The organism is Cupriavidus sp. UYPR2.512 (genome assembly GCF_000379565.1).
Taxonomy (GTDB): Bacteria; Pseudomonadota; Gammaproteobacteria; order Burkholderiales; family Burkholderiaceae; genus Cupriavidus.
The window spans coordinates 69484-82213 of sequence record NZ_KB902909.1; the positions used below are offsets into that span (position 1 = coordinate 69484).

Annotated in this window: 13 protein-coding genes; 6 read left to right on the forward strand and 7 right to left on the reverse strand. The window is 67.9% G+C overall.

The window, feature by feature from the left end; genetic code table 11:
- Nucleotides 1–2: 2 nt before the first annotated feature.
- Complete coding sequence (locus A3A5_RS0110335) at nt 3–704, reverse strand: fumarylacetoacetate hydrolase family protein (protein ID WP_018310506.1); 702 nt, start codon at nt 702–704, stop codon at nt 3–5.
- Nucleotides 705–958: 254 nt separating this feature from the next.
- Here A3A5_RS0110335 and A3A5_RS0110340 point away from each other — a divergent pair, with 254 nt between their 5' ends.
- From A3A5_RS0110340 to ybiB, 5 genes are all read left to right on the forward strand, one after another.
- On the forward strand, nt 959–1606 hold the full coding sequence (locus tag A3A5_RS0110340; protein WP_026200645.1) for an ANTAR domain-containing response regulator: 648 nt from the start codon (nt 959–961) through the stop codon (nt 1604–1606).
- Between the two features lie 365 nt (nt 1607–1971).
- The gene (locus tag A3A5_RS0110345) at nt 1972–3282 is read left to right on the forward strand and encodes a CmpA/NrtA family ABC transporter substrate-binding protein (RefSeq protein ID WP_018310508.1); all 1311 of its coding nucleotides are present in this window, start codon (nt 1972–1974) and stop codon (nt 3280–3282) included.
- 50 nt (nt 3283–3332) lie between these two features.
- Nucleotides 3333–4238, forward strand: a complete 906-nt coding sequence (ntrB, locus tag A3A5_RS0110350) for a nitrate ABC transporter permease (protein WP_018310509.1) — start codon at nt 3333–3335, stop codon at nt 4236–4238.
- Nucleotides 4239–4256: 18 nt separating this feature from the next.
- On the forward strand, nt 4257–5060 hold the full coding sequence (locus tag A3A5_RS0110355) for an ABC transporter ATP-binding protein (RefSeq protein WP_018310510.1): 804 nt from the start codon (nt 4257–4259) through the stop codon (nt 5058–5060).
- Between the two features lie 95 nt (nt 5061–5155).
- On the forward strand, nt 5156–6148 hold the full coding sequence (ybiB, locus tag A3A5_RS0110360; RefSeq protein ID WP_018310511.1) for a DNA-binding protein YbiB: 993 nt from the start codon (nt 5156–5158) through the stop codon (nt 6146–6148).
- Nucleotides 6149–6166: 18 nt separating this feature from the next.
- Here the strand turns inward: ybiB and A3A5_RS0110365 are convergent, their stop codons facing one another.
- Nucleotides 6167–7042 carry a pirin family protein gene (locus A3A5_RS0110365; RefSeq protein WP_018310512.1) on the reverse strand — a complete coding sequence of 292 codons (876 nt, stop codon included), beginning with the start codon at nt 7040–7042 and terminating at the stop codon, nt 6167–6169.
- Between the two features lie 340 nt (nt 7043–7382).
- Here A3A5_RS0110365 and rpoH point away from each other — a divergent pair, with 340 nt between their 5' ends.
- Nucleotides 7383–8309 (forward strand): RNA polymerase sigma factor RpoH, encoded by a 927-nt coding sequence (gene rpoH / locus A3A5_RS0110370; RefSeq protein WP_026200646.1) that lies wholly within the window; start codon nt 7383–7385, stop codon nt 8307–8309.
- Between the two features lie 106 nt (nt 8310–8415).
- On the opposite strand, the gene A3A5_RS0110375 is transcribed toward rpoH, so the two are convergent.
- From A3A5_RS0110375 to A3A5_RS0110395, 5 genes are all read right to left on the reverse strand, one after another.
- Nucleotides 8416–9036 (reverse strand): SCO family protein, encoded by a 621-nt coding sequence (locus A3A5_RS0110375; protein WP_018310514.1) that lies wholly within the window; start codon nt 9034–9036, stop codon nt 8416–8418.
- Between the two features lie 128 nt (nt 9037–9164).
- Nucleotides 9165–10109, reverse strand: coding sequence for a heme o synthase (gene cyoE, locus A3A5_RS0110380; protein ID WP_018310515.1), 945 nt, complete (start codon nt 10107–10109; stop codon nt 9165–9167).
- On the reverse strand, nt 10106–11218 hold the full coding sequence (locus tag A3A5_RS0110385) for a heme A synthase (RefSeq protein WP_018310516.1): 1113 nt from the start codon (nt 11216–11218) through the stop codon (nt 10106–10108). The genes cyoE and A3A5_RS0110385 overlap by 4 nt, the downstream gene beginning before the upstream one ends.
- Before the next feature lie 10 nt (nt 11219–11228).
- Nucleotides 11229–11879, reverse strand: a complete 651-nt coding sequence (locus A3A5_RS0110390; protein WP_018310517.1) for a cytochrome c oxidase subunit I — start codon at nt 11877–11879, stop codon at nt 11229–11231.
- Between the two features lie 53 nt (nt 11880–11932).
- Nucleotides 11933–12700, reverse strand: coding sequence for an SURF1 family protein (locus A3A5_RS0110395; protein ID WP_026200647.1), 768 nt, complete (start codon nt 12698–12700; stop codon nt 11933–11935).
- Nucleotides 12701–12730 lie beyond the last annotated feature (30 nt).

The following is a 12730-nucleotide window of genomic DNA, read 5'->3' on the forward strand; positions in this document are numbered from 1 at the left end:
GATCAGACTACCTTGATGGTGAGATCGCCCACGCCGCCGACGTGGCACTGCATGACATCGCCCTTGACCACGGGGCCCACGCCTTCGGGCGTGCCGCTGAAGATCAGGTCGCCCGGCTGCAGCTCGAACAGCTTCGACAGGTACGACACCATCTCCGGCACAGACCAGATCAGGTCGGACAGGTCGCCGCGCTGCTTCTCCACGCCGTTGACCGCCAGCGTCACCGCGCCCTTCTCCGGATGGCCGATGGCCGACACCGGCACGATCGGGCCGATCGGCGCGGACTGGTCGAAGGCCTTGCCGGTCTCCCAGGGGCGACCGGTCTTCTTCGATTCGTTCTGCAGGTCGCGGCGGGTCATGTCCAGACCTACGGCGTAGCCAAACACGTGGCCGGCTGCCTGGTCGACCGGGATGTCGCGGCCGCCCTTGCCGATCGCCACCACCAGCTCCACTTCATAGTGGCAGTTGCTGGTGCCCGGCGGGTACGGGAAGGCGCCTTCGCTGCCGTCGGCGACGTAGCTGACCGCGTCGGACGGCTTGCAGAAGAAGAACGGCGGCTCGCGGTCGGGGTCCGAGCCCATTTCACGGGCGTGGGCAGCATAGTTGCGGCCGACGCAGTACACGCGCCGGACCGGGAAGCTAGCGTTGCTGCCGCGCACCGGCACGCCAACGGGCGCGGGCGGGGCGAACACGAATTCGGTCATGCATCTCTCCAGATTTGTTCTGATCGGTGCTGCGGCGCGGGATGCGGGGTTGCGGGATGCAGCCATGCGCGGCGTCGCCAGCAGACGCGCCCGGCGCAGCAGGGCAACAGGATACACCGCGAGAGTTGGCTCTGCGGACGACCGCATACAATGAATCCAGGCATCCTCGCAGCGCCACCGCACCGGACTGGCGCAGATGACCGGATACTTACCCGGCGCGAATCTTGCATGGCGCACTGCAACAGAGCCTAGCCATGACACGACACCACCCGCCCCCATCGCCCACGCCCGCCGCACTTGCCCCGCCGACTGCCGGCGGCCGGGTGTTGCGGATCCTGCTCGTGCGCGACCCGCATGACGCCGACCCGCTGAACGTCGAAACCATCCGCGGCGGGCTGGTGAGCGCCGGCTTTACCGAGATCCAGATCGTCGATGCCGACCTGCGCCTGCCGGATGTGATCACGGCCACCCAACCCGACATGCTGATCATCGCGTCTGAATCCGCCGCGCGCGACACCATCGAGCATGTCTGCGTCTCGACCCAGCATGCGCCGCGCCCGATCGTGCTGTTCACCGATAACGACGACAGCCAGCGCATCAAGGCAGCGCTGACGGCTGGGATCACCGCCTATATCGTCGACGGCCTGCGCGCCGAGCGCGTCAAGACCGTGCTCGACGTGGCCTACGCGCGCTTTGAACTGGACCAGCAGCTGCGCGCCGAGCTCGATGCCACCCGGCTCAAGCTGGCCGAGCGCAAGGTGGTCGAGCGCGCCAAGGGGCTGCTGATGCAGGCGCGCGGCCTCAGCGAGGACGAGGCCTACAAGCGCCTGCGCAGCATGGCGATGGAGCGCGGCCTGAAGCTGGTGGACGCGGCCCAGCGCGTGATCGACGTGATGGGCTGAGCCGCTCCCGCCTGCCAGCCGTGGTGCGCTGCCGCACACGACTGGTGCAATGCACGTTCCTGGCGCTGCCGCGCTGCGTCACCTCCCTCCCCTTCTCCCGCGAATGCGGCAGCGGCTGCCGCGCGCGCACCGCATCCGGCCATTTCCTCCCGATCCGTCACAAATCCGCCCACGAATGCTGCACTGCACAGGCTGGCACACGCCTTGCGTAATGCAGGTATCGGCCAACGGCGGCCGACCAACAATTTCGGCGGGCACGGCCAACGCGGGCTGTGCCACGCCACGGACAACGGCGTCCCTGTGCCGCACCGGTCTTCTGGCGAAGCCGGTCGCGGCAGGGACGCCTTTTTTCTTGGAGCCATGCAATGCCCTCTCGCCTCAGGATTGCCAAGCCGCTGCACGCAGCCGTCCACGTTTCCGACGCCGCTGCCGACGCCGTGCCGGCCAGCAGCGGCCGCCGCCGCGTGCTGGCCACCATCGCCGGCGCCAGCGTGATGACGCTGGTCGATCCGCTGGTGCGCGCTGGTGCGTGGGCTGCGGGCTCGGACGCGCCAGAGAAGACTGACGTGCGCATCGGCTTTATCCCGCTGACCGACTGCGCCTCGGTGGTGATGGCCGCCACCCTCGGGCTGGACAAGAAGTACGGCATCAAGATCACGCCGACCAAGGAAGCCTCATGGGCCGGCGTGCGCGACAAGCTGGTCAATGGCGAGCTGGACGCGGCGCACGTGCTGTACGGCCTGATCTACGGCGTGCAGCTGGGCATCGGCGGCCCGAAGAAGGACATGGCCGTGCTGATGAACCTGAACCACAACGGCCAAGCCATCACGCTGTCGTCCAAGCTCGCCGAGAAAGGCGTCAAGGACGGCGCCAGCCTGAAGGCGCTGATGATGAAGGAGAAGCGCGACTACACCTTCGCCCAGACCTTCCCCACCGGCACGCATGCGATGTGGCTGTACTACTGGCTGGCGGCCAACGGCATCAACCCGATGCAGGACGCCAAGGCGATCACGGTGCCGCCGCCGCAGATGGTGGCCAATATGCGCGTGGGCAATATGGACGGCTTCTGCGTGGGCGAGCCCTGGGGCGCGCGCGCCATCGCCGACAAGATCGGCTTCACCGCCGAGACCACGCAGGCCATCTGGAAGAGCCACCCCGAGAAGACCCTGGGCACCACCGCCGAATTCGTGCAGAAGTATCCCAACACCGCGCGCGCGATGGTGGCCGCGGTGCTGGAGGCATCGAAGTTCATTGATGCGTCGGCCTCCAACCGCCGCAAGACCGCCGAGACCATTGCCGCCAAGTCCTACGTCAACACCGACATGGACATCATCCTGGATCGCATGCTGGGCCGCTACACCAATGGCCTGGGCAAGACCTGGGACGACCCGGACGCGATGAAGTTCTACCAGGACGGCAGCGCCAACTACCCGTACCTGTCCGATGGCATGTGGTTCCTGACGCAGCACAAGCGCTGGGGCTTGCTGAAGGAACATCCGGACTATCTCGCGGTGGCGAAGCAGGTCAACCGCATCGACGTCTACAAGCAGGCCGCCACGGCGGCGCAAGTGCCGCTGCCCAAGAGCGACATGCGCAGCGCCAAGCTGATCGACGGCGTGGTCTGGGACGGCAAGGACCCCAAGGCCTACGCCGATGGTTTCAAGATCAAGGCCTGACACAAGCCTTCCCCACTGATCCGCAGTGCCCCTGACGAAAGGAGCCAGACGTGAATGCCATTGCCCACCCCACGCCCGATGGTGCAACCATAGCCACCCCCGCCGACCCCGACATCAAGGAGCGGGCCCGCCGGCGCGAACAGGAAATCGCCGCGCAGGCCCGGCGCGCGCAACGCCGCGAGGCAGTCGCCGCGCTGGTGCTCAAGGCCGTGCCGCCGGTGCTGGGCTTTGCCCTGTTCGTGCTGGCCTGGCACGGCATCGCCACGATGATCCCGGCCATCCCCACGCCGCAGGCCACATGGAACGCCGCGGTGCCGCTGTTTGCCGACCCGTTCTACCGCAACGGGCCCAATGACCAGGGCATCGGCTGGAACGTGCTGGCATCGCTGGCGCGCGTCGCGGCGGGCTTCGGCCTGGCCGCGCTGGTCGGCATCCCGGCCGGCTTCCTGATCGGGCGCTTTGCCTTCCTGAATGCGATGACCGCGCCGGTGATCAGCCTGCTGCGCCCGGTCTCGCCGCTGGCGTGGCTGCCGATCGGCCTGCTGCTGTTCAAGGCCGCCAACCCGGCCGCGATCTGGGCGATCTTTATCTGCTCGATCTGGCCGATGGTGATCAACACCGCGGTGGGCGTCACGCGCGTGCCGCAGGACTACCTGAACGTGGCACGCGTGCTGGACCTGTCGGAATGGAAGGTGTTCACGCGGGTGCTGTTCCCCGCGGTGCTGCCCTACATGCTGACCGGCGTGCGGCTGTCGATCGGCACCGCGTGGCTGGTGATCGTCGCGGCCGAGATGCTGACCGGCGGCACCGGCATCGGCTTCTGGCTTTGGGACGAATGGAACAACCTGAAGGTCGAGCACATCGTGATCGCGATCTTCGTGATCGGCATCATCGGGCTGCTGCTCGAGCACGCGCTGCTGGCGCTGGCCCGGCGCTTCAGCTACGGCACCAACTGATACGCGGGGAGAATCGCCATGGACAAGTTCGTCAGCATCGAAAACGTCGGCCAGACCTTCAAGACCCGCAAGGGCCCGTTCGTCGCCCTGCGCGATATCAACCTGCATATCGCCGAGGGCGAGTTCATCACGCTGATCGGCCATTCCGGCTGCGGCAAGTCCACGCTGCTGAACCTGGTCGCGGGACTGGCCACGCCCACCACCGGCGCGCTGATCTGCGCCGGGCGCGAGATCGCCGGACCGGGGCCGGAGCGCGCGGTGGTGTTCCAGAACCATTCGCTGCTGCCGTGGCTGACGTGCTTCGAAAACGTCTACCTGGGCGTGGAGCGCGTCTTCGCCGCCAGCGAGAGCAAGCCGCAGCTCAAGGCGCGCACGCACGACACGCTGGCGCTGGTGGGCCTGACGCACGCCGAGAACAAGTATCCGCATGAAATCTCCGGCGGCATGAAGCAGCGTGTGGGCATTGCCCGCGCGCTGGCGATGTCGCCCAAGGTGCTGTTGATGGACGAGCCTTTCGGCGCGCTCGATGCGCTCACGCGCGCGCACCTGCAGGACGAGCTGATCAAGATCGTGGCGCGTACCCGCAGCACCGTGGTGATGGTGACCCACGACGTCGACGAGGCCGTGCTGCTGGCCGACCGCATCGTCATGATGACCAACGGCCCGGCCGCGACCATCGGCGAGATCCTGAAGGTGGGCCTGCCGCGCCCGCGCGACCGCGTCGCGCTGGCCGACGACAAGGCCTACCACGCCTGCCGCACCGCGGTGCTGGACTTCCTCTACCGCAAGCAGCGCAACCCGGCGCTGCAGGAAGCCGCGTAGTGTCCTCAGGAGGCAATGGGCGGTGACCGGCGGCGGTGGGCGCGGCGGCCTGGCTCCGCTATCATGAACCCAGAACAGACTACCCCCACGCCGCCATGACCACGCCAGCCACGTCCTTCCCTGCTGCCCGCTATATCAAGGAGATTGGCCGCGGCGTCAACGGCGCGCGGGCGCTGCCCCGCGAAGACGCGCAGGCCTTGTTCGGCGCCATGCTGGCCGGGCGCGTCTCCGACCTGGAGCTTGGCGCCATCCTGATGGCCTATCGCATCAAGGGCGAGGCCCCGCACGAACTGGCAGGCATGCTGGAAGCCGCCCATGCGCACTGCCAGCCACTGCCGGCGCCGCCTGACCGGCAGGTGGTGGTAATCCCCAGCTACAACGGCGCGCGCAAGCAACCCAACCTGGTGCCGCTGCTGGCGCTGCTGCTGGCGCGCGAAGATGTTCCCGTGCTGGTGCACGGCACGCGGCTGTTCAATGGCCGCGTGACCAGCATGACGCTGTTCGAGGCGCTGGGCGTGCCCTTGTGCGCGACTACCGACGAGGCCTCGGCACGGCTGCGCGAGGGCAGCGGCCTCGGGCCGCTGGCGGTGCTGCCCGTGGATGTGCTGTCGCCCGGGCTGTCGCAGCTGCTGGAGCGGCGCACCGTGATCGGCCTGCGCAATTCGGCGCATACGGTGGCCAAGATGCTGCAGCCAGTGGGCGAGCATTCGCCCGCTGAAGGGTTGCGGCTGTACAGCTACACCCACCCTGAATACCGCGAGACGCTGACCGACTACTTCTCGCATGAGCCCGCCAACGTGCTGCTGGCACGCGGCACCGAGGGCGAAGTGGTGGCCGATGCGCGCCGCACCAGCCGCATCGACTGGCTGCATGAAGGCCACCAGCAGACGCTGGTCGATCCGGCCGTGGGTTCGCTGGCCGAAGTACCTGAACTGCCGCCCGGCAGCGACGCCGGCCAGACCGTGGCCTGGATCCGGCGCGTGCTGGACGGCGCGGTGCCGGTGCCGGCACCGCTTGCGATCCAGGTCGAGGCCATCCGCGAATGCCTGCGGCAAGGCACCCGCGTGATCTGGGCCAGTCCGGTCTGAGCAGCCCCGGGACCGCTGTCAGGCCTTGCGCGGGGGCAGCGGGATGCGCTCGGTCTCGCCCGGCACGTGCGGGAACTGATCGTCCTCCCAGCGCTGGGCGGCGGCTTCGATCGCCACCTTGCTGCTGGCAACGAAATTCCAGTAGATAAAGCGGTGCCCGTCGGTCGGGTCGCCGCCCAGCAGCATCACGCGCGACGGCGCCGTGGCCGTCAGCGTCGCGGGCTGGCCCGGCGTGAGCACCACCATGTGCTCGGCCGGCAGCGGCTCGCCGTCGAGCGCCACCGCGCCATCCACCGGATAGATGCCACGCTCGGCATGATCGGCCGGGATCTCCACGCTCGCGCCCGCATCCAGCTCGATCGCCACATACAGGGTGCGGCTGAAGACCTTGACCGGAGAGATCTGGCCAAAGGCATCGCCCGCAATCACCACCATGCGCACGCCCGGCCGCTCGATCCGCGGCAGCGTGGCGGCGGGATGATGGAAGAACGACGGCTCGGCACCCTCATGCTCCTGCGGCAGTGCCACCCAGGTCTGGATGCCATGCAGGCGGGCACCGGCGGGGCGCACATGCTCGGGCGAGCGTTCCGAGTGCACGATGCCACGCCCGGCGGTCATCCAGTTGACGTCGCCCGGGCGGATCGCCTGGTCGCTGCCCAGGCTGTCGCGGTGGATGATCTCGCCTTCGAACAGGTAGGTGACGGTGGCCAGCCCGATATGTGGGTGCGGACGCACATCAGCGCCGCCACCCGGCGGCAGCTGCACCGGCCCCATATGGTCGAAGAAGATGAACGGCCCGACGGTCTGGGTCGCGGCGGCGGGCAACAACCGGCGCACGGTAAAATCGCCAAGGTCGCGCACATGCGGCTTGAGCAAGTGTTCGATAGCAGACATAACTCCTCCGGTGGAATGAGAGAGGCTCGCAAGCATGCCAGCGCGCCGCAGCTTGGTCGAGTGTAGCCGCTGATGCAACAAATCATTGCAGCAGCGGACAGAACCCCAATGCCCCGCACCGCTCTAATATCCAGTGCGCCGAACCGTGGGTATCTTTCCCGCCGCTCAAGGTGGTAAGTAGCTATGCTATCTGCGAGAGCAATCGAGAGGAACTATCACGGCCATCGGGGCTCCAATTAGCACTCACCCGGCCTGAGTGCTAATATGTGTTGCAGTGCCACCGCCCCAAACGGCGCGGCACCCCGGCAACCGAACCGCCGGATGCGAAAGGAGCCATTGAGTGAACGCAGTCTTGTCTGCCGACCAAACCCTGAATAACCGTCTGCCAACGGCACCCCGGAGCACGGGCAGCTTTGCGCTGACCTTCCCGGCCACCGTTGGCAACCTCGACAGCTATATCCAGGCTGTCCACCGGATTCCGCTGCTGACCGCGGAGGAAGAGCAGCGCCTGGCGCGCGAGCTCCGCGACCACGATTCCGTTGATGCGGCCCGCCAGATGGTGATGTCCCACCTGCGCCTGGTGGTGTCGATCGCCCGCCAGTACCTGGGCTACGGCCTGCCGCACGCCGACCTGATCCAGGAAGGCAATATCGGCCTGATGAAGGCCGTGAAGCGCTTCGACCCCGAACAAGGCGTGCGCCTGGTGTCGTACGCGATGCACTGGATCAAGGCCGAGATCCACGAATACGTGCTGAAGAACTGGCGCATGGTCAAGGTGGCCACCACCAAGGCCCAGCGCAAGCTGTTCTTCAACCTGCGCAGCCACAAGCAGGGCGCGCACACGTTCACGCCGGAGCAGATCGAGGCCGTGGCGCGCGAGCTGAACGTCAAGCCCGAAGAAGTGATGGAGATGGAAACCCGCCTGTCGGGCGGCGACCTGGCGCTGGAAGGCCAGATCGACGACGGCGAAGAGGAATTCGCCCCCATCGCCTACCTGGCGGACAACCACAACGAGCCCACCCGCGTGCTGGAGGCCAAGCGCCACGACCGCATGCAGGTCGAAGGCCTGGAAGAAGCGCTGGCCAAGCTGGACGAACGCAGCCGCCGCATCATCGAGGCGCGCTGGCTGCACGTCGAGGACGACGGCTCGGGCGGCGCCACGCTGCATGAGCTGGCTGACGAGTTCGGCGTCTCGGCCGAGCGCATCCGCCAGATTGAAGCCGCGGCCATGAAGAAGATGAAGGGGGCGCTGCAGGCGTTCGCCTGATCCGCGCGTCCAGCCATGCAAAAGGCCGGTCCACTGGACCGGCCTTTTTGTTGCCCGCGAGAGGCCGGGTGCGACGTTATGCCGCACCCCTCCCCTCGCTTTCACATCACGACAGCAGCTGTTTCAGGTCGTGCGCGATCGGATCCGGACCCTGGCCGTGACGGATGAACAGCCGCAGCTTGCCCTCCGGGTCGAACACATAGCTGCCCGCGGAGTGGTCCACCGTGTAGTTGCCCGGGGAGCTGCCCGGCACCTTGGCGTAGAACACCTTGAAGTCCTTGGTCACCTTCTGCAGTGCGGCTTCGTCGGCCGGGCGCAGCCCCAGGAAGCGCGCATCGAAGGCCGGCACGTACTGGGCCAGCAGCGCCTGCGTGTCGCGTTCCGGGTCGACCGTGACGAACAGCACCTGCACGCGGTCGGCGTCCGGGCCCAGTTTCTCCATCACCGCCTTCAGTTCGGCCATCGTTGTCGGGCACACGTCCGGGCAGTGGGTGTAGCCGAAGAACATCACCACCGCCTTGCCTTTGAAGTCGGCAATGGTGCGCACCTTGCCGTGATGGTCGGCCAGCGAGAAGTCCTTGCCGAAGTCCGCCGCGCCGGTGATGTCGACATTGCGGAACGAGGCCTTCTGCTGCCCGCAGGCAGCCACGGCCAGCGCAAGCGCGGCCAGCAGGGAAAAGCGGCGGAAGGCGGCGAACAGGCCGGAGGCGGGGCTTAGGCGGGACATGCGGCGGAAACCGGTCAGGGGTGGGAGGAAACAGCGGCACCGGAGGGCGGCGACATCACGCAGTATCGCCGATCGTACCGCCACGCTGCGCCGGCCGCGACAAGATGCCGCAGCCGGTGGGCCACCGGTCAGACCTGCGGCACGAACTTGAAATAGTGATCGACCAGCAGCGCGGCGAACAGCAGCGACAGGTACAGGATCGAAAAGCGGAAGGTGCGCTGCGCCAGCTCGTCTGAATAGTTGCGGTACATCTTCCAGGCGTAGGCAAGGAAACCCGCGCCCAGCGCCAGCGCGGCCGCCAGGTAGATATAGCCGCTCATGCCGTAGACAAAGGGCAGCAGCGTCGCGGCGATCATGATCAGCGTGTACAGCAGGATATGCAGCAGCGTATAGCGCTCGCCGTGCGTGACCGGCAGCATCGGCAGGCCGGACTTGGCGTAGTCGGCGCGGCGGTAGAGCGCCAGGGCCCAGAAGTGCGGCGGGGTCCAGGTGAAGATGATCAGCACCAGGAACCAGGCTTCGGCCGGCACCTCGCCCGCCACCGCGGCCCAGCCCAGCGCCGGCGGCATCGCCCCGGACAGCCCGCCGATCACGATGTTCTGCGGCGTGGCTGGCTTGAGCAGGATGGTGTAGACCACCGCGTAGCCGAGGAAGGTGGCAAAGGTCAGCCACATCGTCAGGTCATTGGCGTAGACATGCAGCAGCCACATGCCGGCGCCGCCCAGGATGGCGGAGAACACCAGGGTCTGCGGCGTGGTGATCTCGCCGGTGGCCGACGGGCGCCACGCGGTGCGGCGCATCAGCGCGTCGATCTTCTGCTCGACCAGGCAATTGATGGCAAAGGCCGCACCGGCCAGCAGCCAGATGCCGGCGGCGCCGCCGATCAGCACGCGCCACGGCACCATGCCGGGCGTAGCCAGGAACATGCCGATGATGGCGCAGAACACGGCCAGCTGCGTCACGCGCGGCTTGGTCAGGGCGGCATATTGTCGGGCAAGGTGCCGTATCCGGCTCAACTTGCCCAGCGAATGGGGGTGGGTAGCGGTAACCACGGAAGGGATCTTGTCTTTCATGTGGCGCGGGCGGCGTTCGGCACGGCAGCGGGGGCGCCGGCGGCCCGCATCGTGAGCCCTGCGAGCCCTGTATTGTAGTGGAGGCGGACCAGCAGCAGCAGGAGCAGCGCAGCGCCGCCATTGTGCGCAACCGCCGCCACCAGCGGCCAGTCGAACACGATATTGGACATCCCGGTGGCCAGTTGCAGCACCAGCGCGGCCAGCAGCCAGCCGGCCGCGCGCGCGAGCCCTTCAAGCCGGCGCGCGCGCAGGCCGAGCCAGGCCAGGTAGCCGAGCACGACCAAGGCAAAGCCGCGGTGCACCCAATGGATCGCCACCAGCGCCGCATGCGGGATGTAATCGCCGTCGGCGGTCATGCCCAGCTGGCGCCACAGCGTGAAGCCGTGGCGGAAATCCATCTCGGGCACCAGCTGGCCGTTGCACAGCGGGAAGTCGGTACAGGCCAGCACCGCGTAGTTGGTGCTGACCCAACCCCCCAGGAAGATCTGGATCACCAGCAGCAGCAGGCCGATGCGCACCGGCCAGCGCAGCCGCGCGGCCTGCGCCGCGACCGGGTGCGGCGGATCGTTGCGCGAGCCCAGCTGGATCAGCACGGCCAGCAGGGCCATGCCCAGCATCAGGTGCGTGACCACGATGACGGGCTGCAGCTTCAGGGTCACGGTGAAGGCGCCGAACGCCCCCTGCACGCACACCAGCAGCAGCACCCCGGTGGCGAACCACGGCGACTGCTTCAACTCGCGCCGCTTGACCCACGCCAGCACCATCAGCGTGATGATCAGCACCCCGACCGCCATGGCGAAGTAACGGTGGATCATCTCGATCCACGCCTTGGCCAGCGTTACCGGGCCACTGGGCAGCGCGGTCTCGGCCGCGCGGATCGGCTCCATCGCGGCGTGCGGGTTGGAGTGCCCGTAGCAGCCGGGCCAGTCCGGGCAGCCCAGGCCGGAGTCGGTCAGGCGCGTGAAGCTGCCGAACATGATCAGGTCCAGCGTCAGGAACGCCGTGATCCAGGCGAGCTTGCGGTACTTGTTGCGGTCCCCTTTCACCAGCACGTAGGACAGCGGGAACAGCGCGACCAGGATGCCGATGATGGCCAGTTGCAGCAGCATGCCGTCCCCTTTAGCCGATGCGTGAGACCTTGAGCAGCTTCTTCAGGTCGCCGCTCATCTTCTTGGGGTCCGGGTCCTGCGGGAAACGCATCATCAGGTTGCCCAGCGGGTCGACCAGGAACAGGGTGTCCTCGGCGCGCTTGCCGGGTTCGGCCGGCAGCCACTGCTGCGCGGCCTGGCGGTCGATGCGCAGGAAGCGCACACCGGCGTAGGGCTCGTTATAGGCGGCGGTCAGGCGCTCGTCGATGTTGCCGTCGTCGGTCACCAGCCACACCGGCACGATGCGTTCGCGGTCCTGGCCCTGGCCGGCACGGATCTGGCGGATGGTGAAGAGCTTCTTCGCGCAGGCCTCGTCGCAGGCGGACGGATCGGCGCTCACCAGCAGCCACTTGCCGCGGAACTGCTCCAGCGGCACGGCCCGGCCCTGCTCGTCGGTGACGCGCACCGGCGGCATCGGCCGCTGCGGGTCGACCAGCGCGCCATAGTTGGTGGCGCCGCCGCGCGGCTTGATGACGTAGTAGGTGAAGTAAGAGGCAATCACCGGCGACGCGCACACCAGCAACAGCATCAGCATCTGCAGGCGGCCGCGGCGCGTGCGCGCATCGATACGGGTATCCGGCGGCGAGGCCGCGGCGGCCGGGGCGGAGTCTTGCTGTGCCATGGATTACGTCTGTCCTTTGTCTTCAGCGAGCGCATGCGCCCGGTTCATTCGAGTTACGGTGCCGCCACCCGGCGCGCGCGGCGCCAGCCCAGCACAACCACCAGCACCACCGTCAGCGCGGCCAGCCCGAACCACTGGAAGGCATAGCCGTAGTGCCGGTCCGCGCCCAGGTCGGCCGGGGCCCAGTCGCGCGCCAGGCCATCGCCGGTATCGCTGCGCTGCTCCAGCACCAGCGGGTGCAGCGCCAGGCCGGTTTCGGCGGCATAGGCAGCGATGTCCAGGTTCTGGCGGATCTTGCTGCCGGCGGCGTCCTGGCCCAGGCTAAAGACACGCGGCACGGCCGCCAGTGCCGTGCCTTCGATCGTGACCTCGCCCTCGGGCGTGGGGAACGGCGCAATCCGGGTGCGGTCCCGGGCATCGCGCGGCAGCCAGCCGCGCAGCACCAGCACCGCCCGCGTGGCGCCGGCACTACCTGCGGGCGCCGGCGAGGTGGCTGAAATCCGTAGCGGCGTCAGCACCAGGAAGCCGGCGCGGCTATCCCCGGGGCTGCTGCCATTGCCGTGGGGGCGATTATCCAGCAATACGGTGCGGGCCGTGTCAAAGCGCCCGGTCACGTGGACCGTGCGGTCGGTCACGGCTTGCGGCAGCGGGGCCGTGCCCAGCACCACCGGCGGCTGCGCCGACAGCGCCTGCAGCCGCGCCGCGCGCGCCTCTTTGTCGTGCGCGCGGTTGAGCTGCCAGTTGCCCAGCGCGCAGGTCACGGCGATCACCACCAGTGCGGCGGCCAGCGGCAGCGGGCTGAAAAAGCGGCGCACTGTCATCGGCAGGCGGGACCACAACGCGGGCCGGTG

What these genes read in the sequence shown, in the direction of transcription:
- A3A5_RS0110335 (WP_018310506.1), bottom strand. Translation starts at nt 704, where the DNA reads ATGACCGAATTCGTGTTCGCCCCGCCCGCGCCCGTTGGCGTGCCGGTG.
- A3A5_RS0110340 (WP_026200645.1), top strand. Translation starts at nt 959, where the DNA reads ATGACACGACACCACCCGCCCCCATCGCCCACGCCCGCCGCACTTGCC.
- A3A5_RS0110345 (WP_018310508.1), top strand. Translation starts at nt 1,972, where the DNA reads ATGCCCTCTCGCCTCAGGATTGCCAAGCCGCTGCACGCAGCCGTCCAC.
- A3A5_RS0110355 (WP_018310510.1), top strand. Translation starts at nt 4,257, where the DNA reads ATGGACAAGTTCGTCAGCATCGAAAACGTCGGCCAGACCTTCAAGACC.
- ybiB (WP_018310511.1), top strand. Translation starts at nt 5,156, where the DNA reads ATGACCACGCCAGCCACGTCCTTCCCTGCTGCCCGCTATATCAAGGAG.
- A3A5_RS0110365 (WP_018310512.1), bottom strand. Translation starts at nt 7,042, where the DNA reads ATGTCTGCTATCGAACACTTGCTCAAGCCGCATGTGCGCGACCTTGGC.
- A3A5_RS0110375 (WP_018310514.1), bottom strand. Translation starts at nt 9,036, where the DNA reads ATGTCCCGCCTAAGCCCCGCCTCCGGCCTGTTCGCCGCCTTCCGCCGC.
- cyoE (WP_018310515.1), bottom strand. Translation starts at nt 10,109, where the DNA reads ATGAAAGACAAGATCCCTTCCGTGGTTACCGCTACCCACCCCCATTCG.
- A3A5_RS0110385 (WP_018310516.1), bottom strand. Translation starts at nt 11,218, where the DNA reads ATGCTGCTGCAACTGGCCATCATCGGCATCCTGGTCGCGCTGTTCCCG.
- A3A5_RS0110390 (WP_018310517.1), bottom strand. Translation starts at nt 11,879, where the DNA reads ATGGCACAGCAAGACTCCGCCCCGGCCGCCGCGGCCTCGCCGCCGGAT.
- A3A5_RS0110395 (WP_026200647.1), bottom strand. Translation starts at nt 12,700, where the DNA reads ATGACAGTGCGCCGCTTTTTCAGCCCGCTGCCGCTGGCCGCCGCACTG.